Source organism: Pseudomonas solani, assembly GCF_026072635.1.
Lineage (GTDB): Bacteria > Pseudomonadota > Gammaproteobacteria > Pseudomonadales > Pseudomonadaceae > Metapseudomonas > Metapseudomonas solani.
Map to the genome: position 1 here is coordinate 2,634,675 of NZ_AP023081.1, position 13,765 is coordinate 2,648,439.

Genomic DNA, 13,765 nt, shown 5'->3' on the forward strand with positions numbered 1-13,765 from the left:
CTATTCTCGGCTCCTCGAGCCGGAAACGGCCCCTTGCCCAGTGATGAGCAAGGGGCCGTTTGCATTTGGGGCGCCCTTTTTGGTGCCCGCCAGGGAAGGGGGATGACGTGAAAGGCTTTCCATTGATCGCGCTGGTGGCGCTGGCGGCGGCCGGGTTGGCCGGGAGCTTCTGGATGAGCGCGGGCTGGTTGCAGCTCTGCGCGGGGCTGGCGCTGTTCCTCTTTGGCATGCAGTGCCTGGAGGAAGGGCTGCGCGACCTGGCCGGCGGCAAGCTGGAGCAACTGCTGGGGCGCAGCACCGCGACGCCGTTCAAGGGCCTGATGTTCGGTGTGTGCGGCACTCTGCTGCTGCAATCCAGCACCCTGGTGTCCCTGCTCACCATCGCCTTCATCAGCACCGGGCTGATCCAGCTGGCCGGTGGCATCGCCATTCTGTTCGGCGCCAACCTGGGCGCCACCAGCGGTATCTGGCTGTTGGCCATGGCCGGGCAGAACCTCAGCCTCTCGCCTTTGGCCCTGCCGCTGCTGGTGTTCGGCGTGCTCGCCGGCTTCGTCGGTCCGCGCAGCAAGGCCGCTGGGCGCATCGTGCTGGGCATTGCCTTCGTGTTCCTCGGCATCGACCAGATCAAGGACGGCTTTTCGACCTTTGACGATGGCTTCGACATGACCGGCCTGCAGGTAGATGGCCTGATCGGCAGCCTGCTGTTCGTGGCGGTGGGGATGTTGGTGACCGTGGTGCTGCAGTCCAGCCACGCTGCCCTGATGCTGACCCTCGCGGCCCTGGCCAGCGGCCAGCTGGAGCTGGGCCAGAGCCTGGCGATCGCCATCGGCTCCAACGTCGGCAGTAGCGTCACTACGGCCTTCGTCGGCTCCCTCGGCGGTAACCGCAGCGGCCAGCGCCTGGCCTTGGCCCATGTGCTGTTCAACGTCGTCACCGGGGTGCTCGCCTTCATCCTGCTCGGGCCCTTGACCTGGCTGGTGCATGCCCTGGCGGAGCCGATGGGCCTGGGCGGCAACCCGCTGATCCAGCTGGCGATGTTCCACACCCTGTTCAACGCCTTTGGCGTGGCGCTGTTCTGGCCCTGGCAGGGGCGCCTGGCGACCCTGCTGGTGCGCTGGCTCCCCGAGCGCAGCGAGCCCCAGGTCCTGATCACCGAGCTGGCGGCGGGGCCGGCGGAGCCGGAGCGGGTCCGCGCGCGCTATCTCAGCGAGCGCGCCCTGGATTCGGCCGACGCGGCGGCCAGCGCGGTGGTGCAGGAGCTGCGCCACCTCGGGCGCCTGAGCCTGGAGGTGATCTGCCATGCGCTGTTCCTGCCGGTGGACCTGCTGGGCAAGGACCACCCCGACGAGGCCGCGCTGCAGGCACCGCCCGTGCGCCATCACCTGGATGCCGAGACGCTCTACCAGCGCCACATCAAGGGCGTTTACGGCGACCTGCTGAGCTTCATGGGGCGCCTGGAAGTGACGCTGGACGAGGCGCACCAGCAGTTCTGGGTCAGTTGCCAGGTGACGGCGCTGCAACTGGTGGATGCGGTGAAGGATGCCAAGCACCTGCAGAAGAACCTCGGCCATTACCTGGAAGGTGGGCCGTCGGCGACGCGGGATGCCTACGTGGAGCTGCGCCGGCATCTGCTGGCGACCCTGCACCAGGTGCGCGAGCTGAGCCGTTCGGAGCTGCCGGATGAAGTCTGGTCGCAGCACCTGCAGTGGCTGGACGAGAAGGCGGCGAACTTCGATGGCGACTTCCGCAACCGCCTGTTCGCGGCGGTGCGCAACGGCCAGCTGGATGGCCTGCAGATGAGCTCGCTGATGAACGACCTGGGCTATGCCAGCCGCATCATCCAGAGCCTGCGCAATGTGCTGATGATCGGCCAGGGCCAGGGGTTGCTGCGGGCAGGGGCGGACGAGGACGAGGGGCTGATCGAGCTGCCCTGAGCCTCGGCGAGGCTCAGCGCTGCTCCTGCAGGGTCTTGGCCAGGCCCACGCCGCGCGGGTCGCTGGCGGCCTCGATGCGGCCGCCGTCCTTGTCCCAGAACAGCACCTGCTGGTTGCCGTAGCCGCGCTCGACCCGCTTCAGGGCATAGCCACGGGCCTGCAGTGCAGCGATTTCGGCATCGCTGAAGGTGCTCGGCTCGTGCTCGATGACGTCGGGCAGGTACTGGTGGTGGTAGCGCGGTACCGCCGGCCAGCGGGCCACGGGCTGGCCATCGAGGTATTCGAGGATCGACAGCAGCACCATGCTGGGGATGCGGCTGCCGCCCGGGGTGCCGAAGGCGGTGAATTCCTTGGCGCTTTCGATGAACGTGGGGCTCATGCTCGACAGCGGGCGCTTGCCGGCGGCCACTGCGTTGGCCTGGCTGCCGGCCAGGCCATAGGCGTTGGCGCCGTGGGTGTCGGCGGCGAAGTCGTCCATCTCGTCGTTGAGCAGCACGCCGGTGCCGGGTGCGACGAAGGCGGCGCCGAAGGGCAGGTTCACCGAGAGGGTGGCGGCGACGGCGTTGCCGTCCTTGTCGATCACCGCGAAATGGGTGGTGTGGTCGCCTTCGCGCCAGGCGGGGGCGGGCGGCAGGCTGGCGCTGGGCGTGGCGCGCTGGGGGTCGATGCCGGCGGCCAGGCCTTTCAGGTAGTCCGGCGCCAGCAACTGGCTCACCGGGTTGGCGATGAAGTCGGGGTCGCCCAGCAGGCCGCGGTCACGGTAGGCGCGGCGCAGTACTTCCACCACATAGTGGGTGCGCTGCAGTTTGTCGCCCTCACGCCAGGGCAGCTGCTGCAGCATCGCCAGGCTCTGGGCCAGGGCCACGCCACCGGCGGAGGGCGGCGGTGCGCCGATCAGCTCGCGGCCATCGGCCAGGGGGTAGCGCAGCGGCTGGCGTTCCACCACCCGGTAGCTGTCCAGGTCCTGCTGGGTCCAGATGCCGCCGGCGGCGCGTACGCCCTTGACCAGCTTGTCGGCGGTCTCGCCGGCATAGAAGCCGGCCTTGCCATAGCGGGCGATGCGTTCCAGGGTGCGCGCCAGGTCGGGCTGGCGCAGCAGGCTGAATTCGTCGGGCACTTCGCCCTTGTCGTCGAGGAAGATGCGCGCGGTTTCGGGGTCGTCGCGCATGGCGGCGATGCGGAAGCCGGCGCGCTCGATGTACACGCGGTCGACCGAGATGCCGTCGCGGGCCAGGCGGATGGCCGGGGCCAGGGAGTCGCCCAGGGGCAGGCGGCCGTGGTGCTGGGCCAGGTCCACCAGGGCAGCGGGCAGCCCGGGAATGGCGGCGGCCAGCGGGCCGTTGATGGAGAGCTGAGGCTGCACCTTGCCGTCGCGCAGGTAGAGATCGGGGCGTGCGGCCAGGGGCGCGCGTTCGCGAGCGTCGAGGAACAGGTAGGTGGGTTGCTTGTCGCCGGCCTTGCGCAGGAGGAAGAAGCCGCCGCCACCGAGGCCGGAGCCGTGGGGCTCGGCCACTGCCAGGGCGGCGCTGATGGCCACCGCGGCGTCGAAGGCGTTGCCGCCCATGGCCAGGGTTTCCAGGCCGGCGACCGTAGCCGAGGGTTGCGCGCTGGCTACCGCGGCCTGCTGGGGAGGCGCCGCCCGTAGCGCGACGCTGAACAGCAGCAGCGCCGCGAGCAGGGCGGGGCGCCAGGCCGTGTCACGGAGCTGGCGGCCCATGGCGTCAGGCCTTGCCCGTGAGCTTGAGGTACTTGTCCATCAGCTGGTCGCGGGTTTCGACGCGGGCGTCGTCCAGGGGGATGCAGTCCACCGGGCAGACCTGCTGGCACTGGGGCTCGTCGTAGTGGCCGACGCACTCGGTGCACAGGTTCGGGTCGATGATGTAGATCTCTTCGCCCTGGGAGATGGCGCCGTTGGGGCACTCGGGTTCGCAGACGTCGCAGTTGATGCAGTCGTCGGTGATCTTGAGGGACATGGAACAACTCCTACCGTCGCCGTGCGGCGGCGGTGTTCAGCAGACAATGGCGGAATTGTGCCGGAATGGCGCGATCGGCGCATCTTTTGCGCGCGCCGACCGCCGTATCGCGGGGCTCAGCGCTTGAAGCGCTCGGCCAGGGCGTCGGCCACGGCAGGGTGGACGAACTTGGTGATGTCCCCGCCCAGGGCCGCTATTTCGCGCACCAGGGTGGAGGAGATGAAGGAGTACTTTTCCGACGGGGTGAGGAACATGCTCTCCACGTCCGGCGCCAGCTGGCGGTTCATGTTGGCCAGCTGGAACTCGTATTCGAAGTCGGAGACCGCGCGCAGGCCACGAAGGAAGACATTGGCCTTCTGCTCCTTGACGAAATGCGCCAGCAGGGTGGAAAAGCCCACCACCTCGACGTTGGGCAGGTGCTTGGTGACTTCCCGGGCCAGCTCGACGCGCTGCTCCAGGGAGAACAGGGGGTTCTTCTTGGGGCTGGCGGCGACCGCGATGATCACGCTATCGAACAGGCGGGAGGCACGTTCGATCAGATCGCCGTGGCCTTTGGTGATCGGGTCGAAGGTACCCGGATACAACACTCGGTTCATCGCTACGTCCTGGCAGGGGTCCGTAAGGGAATCGGATGGTAGCGCAGCATGCTCCAGCGGCCAAGACGCCGGAGCATGCCGGTTTATCTCGCTCAGGCGCTCTTGAGGCGCTCGGCGAGTGCGCTGGAAAGCTGCGAGGTCAGGCCATAGACCGACAGCTGCGGGTTGGCGCCGATGCTGGTGGGGAACAGCGAGCCGTCGTGGATCGACAGGTTGGCCAGCTGATGGTGCCGTCCGAGGCTGTCGGTGACCGCCTGCTTCGGATCCTCGCCCATCGCGCAGCCGCCCATGACGTGGGCGCTGCCGAGGCGTGTGCGGTAGAGCTCCAGCGACAGGCCGTCGATCAGCGTGCGGGCCTCGGCGGCGGTTTTCACGTAGCCGGCGTCCGCGTGCAGCGGCAGCACGGCCTTGGCCCCGGCGGCGAACTGGATCTCGGCCATCACCTGGAAGGCGCGGCGCACGCCATCCCAGGTGTAGTCGGTCATGCGGTAGTCGAGCACCGGGCTGCCGTCGCCGCGCAGCTCCACCGTGCCTTCGGCGCTGTCCGGGTGGAAGCCGTCGCGCAGCAGGGCGAGCATCACGTTGGTGTGGGGCAGCTGTTCCATGCGCAGGGCGTTGTCGATGCCGAAGCGGCCGAGCAGGGTGGCGGTGAGCGCGGGCTGCAGCGGTGGCACTTCGAGCTTGTAGGACATGCGCCCGGTGGTGCCGTCGTCCCATTGGTAATGGTCGGAGTAGATGGACTGCGGCGCGCCGTAGAAGGGGTTGATGACCTGTTCGAACTGCGCGGCGGAGAAATTCACCAAGTGCAGGAAGGTGCGCTTGCCGGTGCGGCCGTGGGGGTCGGGTGCGTCGGAGCGCAGCAGCAGGCCGGGGGTGTTGATGCCGCCGCCGGCCAGCACGTAGTGCCGCGCCTTGACGGTGATGGTGCGGCCGGTGGGCGCCACGCAGCGCTCGTCCATGCCCTGGCATTCGATGCCGGTGACCTTGTCGCCGTCGATCAGCAGGCGGTGGGCGCGGGCGAGGTAGAGCAGTTCGCCGCCCTTCTCGAGGGTGGCGGGGATGGTGGTGACCAGCATCGACTGCTTGGCGTTGGTCGGGCAGCCCATGCCGCAATAGCCGAGGTTCCAGCAGCCCCGCACGTTGCGCGGGATGACCTTCCAGTGCAGGCCGAGCTTCTCGCAGCCGCTGCGCAGCACGTCGTTGTTGGGGTTCGGCGGGATGGCCCAGGGCGCGACGCCGAGACGCTGCTCCATCTTCTCGAACCAGGGCGCCATCTCGGCTGGGCTGTGGCCCTTGACGCCATGTTCCTTGGCCCAGTGTTCCAGGGTCGGGTCGGGGGTGCGGAAGCTGGAGGTCCAGTTGATCAGGGTGGTGCCGCCCACGGCGCGGCCCTGGAGGACGGTCACCGCGCCATCCTTGGTCATGCGGCCGATGCCTTCCTGGTAGAGCGAGGGGTAGGCCTCGGCTTCCTGCATCTTGAAGTCGCTGCTGGTCTTCAGCGGGCCTTCCTCGATGATCAGCACCTTGTAGCCGGCGGCGCTGAGGATTTCGGCGGTGGTGCCGCCGCCCGCGCCGGAGCCGACGATGGCGACGTCGGCCTCCAGTGTCAGGTCCTGCTCGAGTCGCGAGCCATTGTGGGTTTTCCAGCCGCGGGCCATGCCTTCGGCGAACAGATCGGGTACGGGCATCAGTCAATCCTCGGTCTCGCCGACAGCGGCCGGTGATGGCCGGCGCCGGGTCGAGTGGTGTTTCTTGTCGTTGTGGGGGCGCGCGGTCAGACGGTCGGCGGACCGGGGTAGCCGCAATGCGCCCAGGCTTCCTGCCTGCTGTACCAGGCCATCATCACCAGCTGCAGCAGGGAGGCGTGCCCCATCTTCAGCAGGCCGATGAAGCTGTTCTGCCAGCGGTGGAGGAAGTTGCTCACGTCCTCGGCGCTGGCGTTCTCCCAGCTGCCCCAGACGCCGGTGAGCGGCCCCCGGGTGATGGGCTGGGCAAGCACGTCGAAGAGCTGCACGGTGAGCTTGAGCATCTCCGGGGACAGCCGATCGAGGGCGTAGTCCAGGCTCTGGATGGTGCCGGCCACGGCTTGCGGCATCTGTTCGGCGCTGACCGCGCCATCGAGCATCACCGGGATCAGGGCGCGCAGGAACGGCAGGTCGGAGTCCCGCAGGATCGCCAGGCCGTTGGCCGGGACGCTGGCGGAGCAGCCGGAAAGGGTGGCGGTGACGCCGGCCGTGGCGAGGAAGGCAGAGCCGAACAGGCCGACTTTCAGCAGGCTGCGTCGGGAAAGTCCCGGCGCGTTCAGGGTGGTCTCGGTCATTGTTGTTATGTACCCGTCTAATCCTTAGGGGGGCTTTAGCGCACGAAAAGCTTGTAGACCAGTTTCTGGATCGATTTGCCGTAGGGCGGGTAGATCATCCGGGCGGCGTTGAAGCGCTGCTTGATGAACACGCCCTTGGCCTTGCTGAAGGTGAGGAACCCTTCATGCCCGTGGTAGTGGCCCATGCCCGAGGGGCCGACGCCGCCGAAGGGCATGTCGTCCTGGGCCACGTGCAGCAGGGTGTCGTTGAGGCACACGCCGCCGGAGTGGGTTTCATGCAGCACGCGCTGCTGTTCGCGCTTGTCGTAACCGAAGTAGTAGAGCGCCAGCGGGCGGGGGCGCTGGTTGATATAGGCGAAGGCCTGGTCGAGGCGCTCGTAGGGGACGATGGGCAGCAGCGGACCGAAGATCTCGTCCTGCATCAGCTTCATGTCGTCCTTCACGTTGAGCACCACGGTGTGCGGCAGGCGCCGGCCCTGGGCTTCGGGGAACAGCGGAACCAGGCGCGCGCCCTTGGCTTCGGCGTCCTGCAGGTAGCCGTTGAGGCGCTGCACCTGGCGCTCGTTGATGATGGCGGTGTAGTCCGGGTTGTTCTGCAGCTGCGGGTAGAAGGATTTCACCGCAGCGCGATAGGCCTCGACGAAGCCCTCGACGCGGTCCTTGGGCACCAGCACGTAGTCGGGCGCGACACAGGTCTGCCCGGCGTTCATGGTCTTGCCGAAGGCGATGCGCTCGGCGGCGTGGTCCAGGGGCACGTCCTGGGAGACGATGGCTGGCGACTTGCCGCCCAGCTCCAGGGTCACCGGGGTGAGGTTCTCGGCGGCGGCGCGCATCACATGGCGGCCGATGCTGGTGGCGCCGGTGAACAGCAGGTGGTCGAAGGGCAGCTTGGAGAAGGCGACGCCGACATCGGCCTCGCCCAGGCACACGGCGACCAGGTCCTCGGGGAAGATGCGCGCCATCAGCTCCTTGAACAGCTGGGAGGTGGCTGGGGTGGATTCGCTCATCTTCACCATCACCCGGTTGCCGGCGGCCAGCGCGCCGACCAGGGGGCCGAGGGCGAGGAACAGCGGGTAGTTCCAGGGGACGATGACGCCGACCACGCCCAGGGGCTGGTAGATGACCTTGGCGGAGGCCGGCTGGAAGGCCATGCCGACGGAGCGGCGCGAGGGCTTCATCCAGCGGCGCACGCGGTTCTTGGCGTAATGGATGCCGTGCAGGCTGGGCATGATCTCGGCCAGCAGGGTTTCGTCCGCCGAGCGGTTGCTGAAGTCCTGGCTGATGGCGCGGATCAGCGCGTCCTGCTCGTTGAAGATCAGGTCACGCAGGGATTTGAGCCACTGGATGCGCTGGTCGGCGCTGGGCATCGGATTGTCGCCATAGGCGGCACGTTGGCGGGCGAACAGCTCTTCGAGCTGGTTGATCTGCTGCTGGGCCTGCTGCAGATAAGCTACGTCGGCGACCATGAGCGACACCTCTCTAGTTATTGTTGAGAACCGGTGCTGGATTTTTAGAGTAATTGCTCTAGTGTGTCAAATAGCATGCCGCGACAGGGCCGGCCTGCCTACCAAACGAAAAGTTGGGCTGACCTCCAGACGGCCTGGGCACGGGGCGCGGAGACCACACAAACAGGGCGCGAAACGGCACGCGGAACGCTACAGAGGTGCTGTCTGTTCCGGGACTCTGTGTAGTTTTGTTACCCTCGCCGACTTCCGGCAGCAGTGAGACCGATCCGCGCATGGCCCCACGTATCAAGACCCGCGAGCGAATCGTGCAATCCAGCCTGGAGCTGTTCAACGCCCAGGGGGAGCGCAACGTCACCACCAACCACATCGCCGCGCACCTGGGGATGTCGCCGGGCAACCTCTATTACCACTTCCGCAACAAGCAGGTGATCATCGCCGAGCTGTTCGCCGAGTACGAATCACGGGTCGACGCCTTCCTGCGCCTGCCCCAGGACCGTGCCCTGACGGTGGAGGACAAGACCTTCTATCTGGAGGCGCTGCTGGCGGCGATGTGGCATTACCGCTTCCTGCACCGCGACCTCGAGCACCTGCTGGAGTCCGACGCCGAGCTGGCGGCGCGCTACCGGGTCTTCGCCCAGCGCTGCCTGGGGCATGCCCAGGCCATCTACCGGGGCTTCGTCGAGGTCGGCATCCTGCTGATGAACGACGCGCAGATCGAGGCCCTGGCGCTGAACAGCTGGATCATCATGACCTCCTGGGTGCGCTTCCTCTGCACCACGCGCGGCGACCCGGGTGGCCTCAACGAAGAGATGTTGCGCCGTGGCATCTACCAGGTGCTGGCGCTGGAGGGGGGCTATATCGCCGCCGAGGCGCAGGAGGCGGTGGCGGCGCTCTACGAGAAGCTCTACGTGCCCCTCGACCTGGTGGTGCAGGGCTAGCGGGCCAGCCCCGACAGCCACTGCGGGATGCGCCGTTCCAGGTAGTAGTCGGGCGTGCCCGGCGTACCACCGATGAAGCCGACATGGCCCCCTTTCTCATGCAACTCCAGGCGCGTGCTGGCGGACAGCTCGTGGGCCTCGGGGATGCTGTGGCGGAAGACGAAGGGGTCGTCGGCGGCCTGGATCAGCAGCGCCGGCACGCGGATTTCACCCAGGAAGTAGCGGCTGGAGGCGCGGCGATAGTAGTCGTCGGCGTCGGCGTAGCCGTGCAGGGGGGCGGTGATGCGGCCGTCGAAATCCCAGAAGGTGCGCATGCCGTCCAGTGGGCCGAGCTTCTCCAGCACCGAGAGGCGGTCGGCCTGGCCCTGGTGGGCGAACAGGCGCTGCTTGTCGCGCACGTAGGCGACCATCTCGCGCATGAAGTGGCGCTGGTAGACCCGCGAGAAACCGGCGCCGATGCGGTCGGCGCACTGGTCCAGGCGGAAGGGCACCGAGACTGCGACGGCACCGCTCAGGGTGCAGCCTTCGCCACTTTCACCCAGGTACTTGAGCAGCACGTTGCCGCCCAGCGAGTAGCCGACGGCGTACAGCGGAGCCAGCGGCCGCACGCGGCGCAGGTGTTCGACGGTGGCGGCGAGGTCTTCGCTGGCCCCGGAGTGGTAGCCCCGGGGCAGCAGGTTGGGCTCGCCCGAGCAGCCGCGCCAGTTGATCGCCACGCTGGACCAGCCGCGCGTGGCCAGCTGCTGCTGCAGGCCGAGCACGTAGAGCGAACTGGACGAGCCGGTGAGGCCGTGGAGCACCAGCACCAGCGGCGCCTCGGCGTCGTGGGGGCCGTGCCAGTCGAGGTCGAGGAAGTCGCCATCCTCCAGCCACAGGCGCTCGCGCCGGCGTTCCAGCTGCGGGGGCTTGCGGCAGAAGGGCGACCAGAGGGTCTGCAGGTGCGGGCCCGGCAGCCACCAGGCGGGGTTGAAGTCGCTCACGCCTGGCGATGCCACAGGGCGTAGTGCACGGTGCTGGCCTTCTTCTCCCGGTGCAGGCGCCAGTTGCCGGGCAGGCCCAGGCTGGACGGGGCGCTCTCGCTCTCGGTGTAGATCCAGGCGTCGGCGGCCAGCCAGCCGTTCTCCTCCAGCAGCGCGCAGGCCGGCTGCAGCAGGTTGAGGTTGAAGGGCGGGTCGAGGAACACCAGGTCATAGGGGCGCGGCGTCTGGGTGGCCAGGTAGCGCAAGGCGTCGGCCTGCAGCAGTTGGCCGGCACCGCAGCCCAGGGTGTCCAGGGTGGCGCGCAGGGCGGCGACCGAGTCGGGGTTGAGGTCCAGGGCCAGGGCTTCCTGGGCACCACGGGACAACGCCTCCAGGTACAGCGCGCCGCTGCCGGTGAAGGGGTCGAGCACCCGCGCGCCCTCCACGTAGGGGGCGAGCCAGTTGAACAGGGTTTCGCGCACCCGGTCCGGCGTCGGGCGCAGGCCCGGGCCGTCGGGGAAGGCGAAGCGGCGCGAACGCCACTCGCCACCGATGATGCGCAACTGGCCCTGGCCCCCGTGGGGGGCTGGGGCTTTCTTCGGCGAACGTGCGGCCATCAGTGCTCCGGGATGCCAAAGCTGGGTTTGAAACGCTTCTCGGTCGGTGCCGGCAGCTCCTTCTGGGGAACGGTCGGGCCGGCGGTGACGATGACGAAGCTGTCCGGGTTCAGGTGCTTGTCCATGGCGGCCTTGACCTGTTCGACATCCAGCCCCTGCACCTGTTTCATGAAGTCTTCCAGGTAGGTCAGCGGCAGGCCGTAGAAGCCGATGGCGCCGAGTTGGCCGACGATGTCGGCGTTGCTCGCGGTGGACAGCGGGAAGCTGCCGGCCAGTTCGCGCTTGGCGTCGTCCAGTTCCTTCTGCGTCGGGCCCTTGGCCAGGTAGTCGCGGACGATGTCCTTGACCAGCTTGAGGGTGCCGTCGCTCAGCTCGGCGCGGGTTTGCAGGCCGATCATGAAGGGGCCGGCGACCTGCATGGCGGTGAAGCCGGAGCTGACGCCGTAGGTCAGGCCGCGCTTCTCGCGCACCTCTTCCATCAGGCGGGTGCCGAAGCCGCCGCCGCCGAGGATCTGGTTGCCCAGGTAGAGCGCGGCGTAATCGGGCTCGTTACGGTCGATGCCGAGCTGGGCCAGCATCAGGTGGGTCTGCGCCGAGGGGAACTCGATGTGCGTGGTGCCCGGCTTGGGCGTTTCGGGCGTGGCCACCTTGGCCAGCTTCGGGCCTTTCGGCAGGGCTTCGGACACACGCTTGGCGATGGCTTCGGCGTCCGCGCGGGAGAGGTCGCCGACCAGGGCGATCACCACGTTGCCGGCGGCGTAGGCCTTCTTGTGGAAGGCCTGCAACTGGGCGATGCCGATGCCGGGGATGGACTTCTCGTCACCCTCGCTGGAGTGGGCGTAGGGGTGCTTGCCGTAGAGTTTGTCGAACAGCGCCAGGCCCGCGAGCTTGCCGGGGTTCTGCTTCTGGTACTCGAAGCCGGCGAGCATCTGGTTCTTGATCCGCGCCAGGGAGTCCTCGGGGAAGGTCGGCGCGCCGATGACCTGGGTGAACAGCTCCAGGGCCGGGTCACGCAGTTTCGGGTCGGTCAGGCTGCGCAGGCCGGCCACAGCCATGTCGCGGTAGGCACCATTGCTGAAGTCGGCGCCGAGGCCTTCGAAGCCCTCGGCGATGGCGGTGACGTCCTTGCCCTTCACGCCTTCGTTGAGCATGGCGTTGGTCAGGGTGGCGAGGCCGGGGGTGTCGCCGTCCTGGCTGCTGCCGGCGGCGAAGGTCAGGCGCAGGTCGAACATCGGCAGCTCGGGGGCTGCGACGAAGAGCACCTTGGCGCCTTCGGCGGTTTCCCAGGTCTGGATGTCCAGGTCACGGCGGGCCGGGGCCTTGCCGTCCAGCTCGGTGATGGATTCGAGCTTCGGCGGCTCATCGGCCTCGGCGGCCAGGGCCGGCGGGGTGCGGTCGACGACGATGAACAGCAGGACGCCCAGCAGGGCGATCAGGGCCAGGCCGAGCAGGCCGTATCGCAGGCCGTTGCGCTCACTCATGGCTAGCCTCCTCGGGCAGGACGTGGGCGACGCTGAGGCGGTCGCGGGTGAAGAAGGTCTTGGCGGCGGCCTGGATGTCGGCCGGGGTGACGGCTTCCAGGGCGGCGAGGTCCTGGTCGATCAGTTTCCAGGACAGGCCGACGGTTTCCAGCTGGCCGATGGTGGTGGCCTGGCTGGTGATGGAGTCGCGCTCGTAAACCAGCCCGGCGATCACCTGGGCCCGTACGCGCTTGAGCTCCTCGTCGCTTGGCGGGTTGTTCTTCAGGTCGTCCAGCTCCTTCCACAGGCCTGCTTCGGTCTGCTCCAGGGTCTTGCCCTTCTGCACGTTGGGCATGGCACTGAGCATGAACAGGCTGTCGCCGCGCGGGTAGCCGTCGTAGTTGGCGGAGGCGCCGCTTACCAGCTCCTCGCCACGCTCCAGGCGGCTGGGCAGGCGAGCGCTGTAGCCGCCGTCGAGCAGCGCGGAGATCAGGCGCAGGGCATGCACCTGGCGCGGCTCCTTGGCGGTGGCGAGACCGGGAACGTTGAAGCCCATGATCAGGCTCGGCAGTTGGGTCTTCACGTGCAGGACGATGCGGCGCTCGCCCGGGGCGGCCAGCTCCAGGGGCTTCTTGGAGGGCGGCACGGCGCGGCTGGGGATGCCACCGAACCAGCGCTGGGCCAGGGCCTTGACCTCTTCGCCCTTGACGTCGCCGACCACCACCAGGGTGGCGTTGTTGGGCACGTACCAGGATTCGTACCAGTGGCGCAGCTCCTCGACCTTCATGCGGTCCAGGTCGGCCATCCAGCCGATGGTGGGGGTGTGGTAGCCGCTGGCGGGATAGGCCATGGCCTTGAAGCGTTCGAAGGCCTTGGCGGTGGGGCGGTCGTCGGTGCGCAGGCGGCGCTCTTCCTTGATCACCTCGATCTCGCGCTCGAACTCTTCCGGCGGCAGGCGCAGGCTGGCCATGCGGTCGGCTTCCAGTTCGAAGGCGACGTTCAGGCGGTCACGGGCCAGGACCTGGTAATAGGCGGTGTAGTCGTCGCTGGTGAAGGCGTTTTCCTCGGCGCCGAGGTCGCGCAGCACCAGGGAAGCCTCGCCCGGGCCGAGCTTGCGGCTGCCCTTGAACATCATGTGTTCGAGGGCGTGGGAGAGGCCGGTCTGGCCGGGCGTCTCGTAGCTGGAGCCGACCTTGTACCAAAGCTGGGAAACTACCACCGGGGCTCTGTGGTCTTCTCTGACGACAATTTTCAGGCCGTTTTCGAGGGTGTATTCATGGGTGGGTTGAGCTTCTGCGGCATGGACAGCCATCGGCAGACAAAGGGCGCCGAACAGCAGGCCGGCGGCGTGGCGGGCAATCGCTTTCATCGATGATTTTGACCTTTCGGACGGCCCCGGCGGACGTACCGCCTGCGGGCGAAGAGGTGCTAGGATACTCCATCCCTTTCCGGCACGGCGACGCTACCGGGCCAGGCCCAGAGCGGCCGCTCCTTGAGATACA

General features: G+C 68.0%; 11 protein-coding genes and 1 pseudogene. 2 read left to right on the top strand and 10 right to left on the bottom strand.

Annotated elements, in window-relative coordinates; all coding sequences use genetic code 11:
• Positions 1–107 precede the first annotated feature (107 nt).
• Positions 108–1,934: a Na/Pi cotransporter family protein gene (locus tag PSm6_RS11905; RefSeq protein WP_265170268.1), complete on the top strand. Its 1,827-nt coding sequence runs from the start codon at positions 108–110 to the stop codon at positions 1,932–1,934.
• A 13-nt stretch (positions 1,935–1,947) separates the two neighbouring features.
• On the opposite strand, the gene ggt is transcribed toward PSm6_RS11905, so the two are convergent.
• The 6 genes from ggt to PSm6_RS11935 form a co-directional block, all read right to left on the bottom strand.
• Positions 1,948–3,651, bottom strand: a complete 1,704-nt coding sequence (gene ggt / locus PSm6_RS11910; protein WP_265170269.1) for a gamma-glutamyltransferase — start codon at positions 3,649–3,651, stop codon at positions 1,948–1,950.
• A 4-nt stretch (positions 3,652–3,655) separates the two neighbouring features.
• Complete coding sequence (locus tag PSm6_RS11915) at positions 3,656–3,907, bottom strand: YfhL family 4Fe-4S dicluster ferredoxin (protein ID WP_021218327.1); 252 nt, start codon at positions 3,905–3,907, stop codon at positions 3,656–3,658.
• 116 nt (positions 3,908–4,023) lie between these two features.
• Positions 4,024–4,503, bottom strand: a complete 480-nt coding sequence (coaD, locus tag PSm6_RS11920; RefSeq protein WP_021218328.1) for a pantetheine-phosphate adenylyltransferase — start codon at positions 4,501–4,503, stop codon at positions 4,024–4,026.
• 92 nt (positions 4,504–4,595) lie between these two features.
• Entirely contained in the window at positions 4,596–6,191 is a 1,596-nt protein-coding gene (locus tag PSm6_RS11925) for a GMC family oxidoreductase (RefSeq protein ID WP_265170271.1), read from the bottom strand.
• 86 nt (positions 6,192–6,277) lie between these two features.
• Positions 6,278–6,823, bottom strand: a complete 546-nt coding sequence (locus PSm6_RS11930) for a twin-arginine translocation pathway signal protein (protein ID WP_265170273.1) — start codon at positions 6,821–6,823, stop codon at positions 6,278–6,280.
• Between the two features lie 35 nt (positions 6,824–6,858).
• The gene (locus PSm6_RS11935) at positions 6,859–8,289 is read right to left on the bottom strand and encodes a coniferyl aldehyde dehydrogenase (RefSeq protein ID WP_021218331.1); all 1,431 of its coding nucleotides are present in this window, start codon (positions 8,287–8,289) and stop codon (positions 6,859–6,861) included.
• A gap of 272 nt (positions 8,290–8,561) precedes the next feature.
• On the opposite strand from PSm6_RS11935, the gene PSm6_RS11940 reads away from it, so the two are divergent.
• The gene (locus PSm6_RS11940; RefSeq protein WP_265170274.1) at positions 8,562–9,227 is read left to right on the top strand and encodes a TetR/AcrR family transcriptional regulator; all 666 of its coding nucleotides are present in this window, start codon (positions 8,562–8,564) and stop codon (positions 9,225–9,227) included.
• On the opposite strand, the gene PSm6_RS11945 is transcribed toward PSm6_RS11940, so the two are convergent.
• The 4 genes and pseudogenes from PSm6_RS11945 to PSm6_RS11960 form a co-directional block, all read right to left on the bottom strand.
• Positions 9,224–10,207 carry a hydrolase gene (locus tag PSm6_RS11945; RefSeq protein ID WP_265170275.1) on the bottom strand — a complete coding sequence of 328 codons (984 nt, stop codon included), beginning with the start codon at positions 10,205–10,207 and terminating at the stop codon, positions 9,224–9,226. The genes PSm6_RS11940 and PSm6_RS11945 overlap by 4 nt on opposite strands.
• Positions 10,204–10,803, bottom strand: a complete 600-nt coding sequence (gene rsmD, locus PSm6_RS11950) for a 16S rRNA (guanine(966)-N(2))-methyltransferase RsmD (protein ID WP_265170277.1) — start codon at positions 10,801–10,803, stop codon at positions 10,204–10,206. Before rsmD ends, PSm6_RS11945 begins: the two co-directional genes overlap by 4 nt.
• Complete coding sequence (locus PSm6_RS11955; protein ID WP_021218335.1) at positions 10,803–12,284, bottom strand: M16 family metallopeptidase; 1,482 nt, start codon at positions 12,282–12,284, stop codon at positions 10,803–10,805. Before PSm6_RS11955 ends, rsmD begins: the two co-directional genes overlap by 1 nt.
• Positions 12,277–13,705, bottom strand: a pseudogene (locus tag PSm6_RS11960) (M16 family metallopeptidase). Before PSm6_RS11960 ends, PSm6_RS11955 begins: the two are co-directional and overlap by 8 nt.
• Positions 13,706–13,765: the final 60 nt, after the last annotated feature.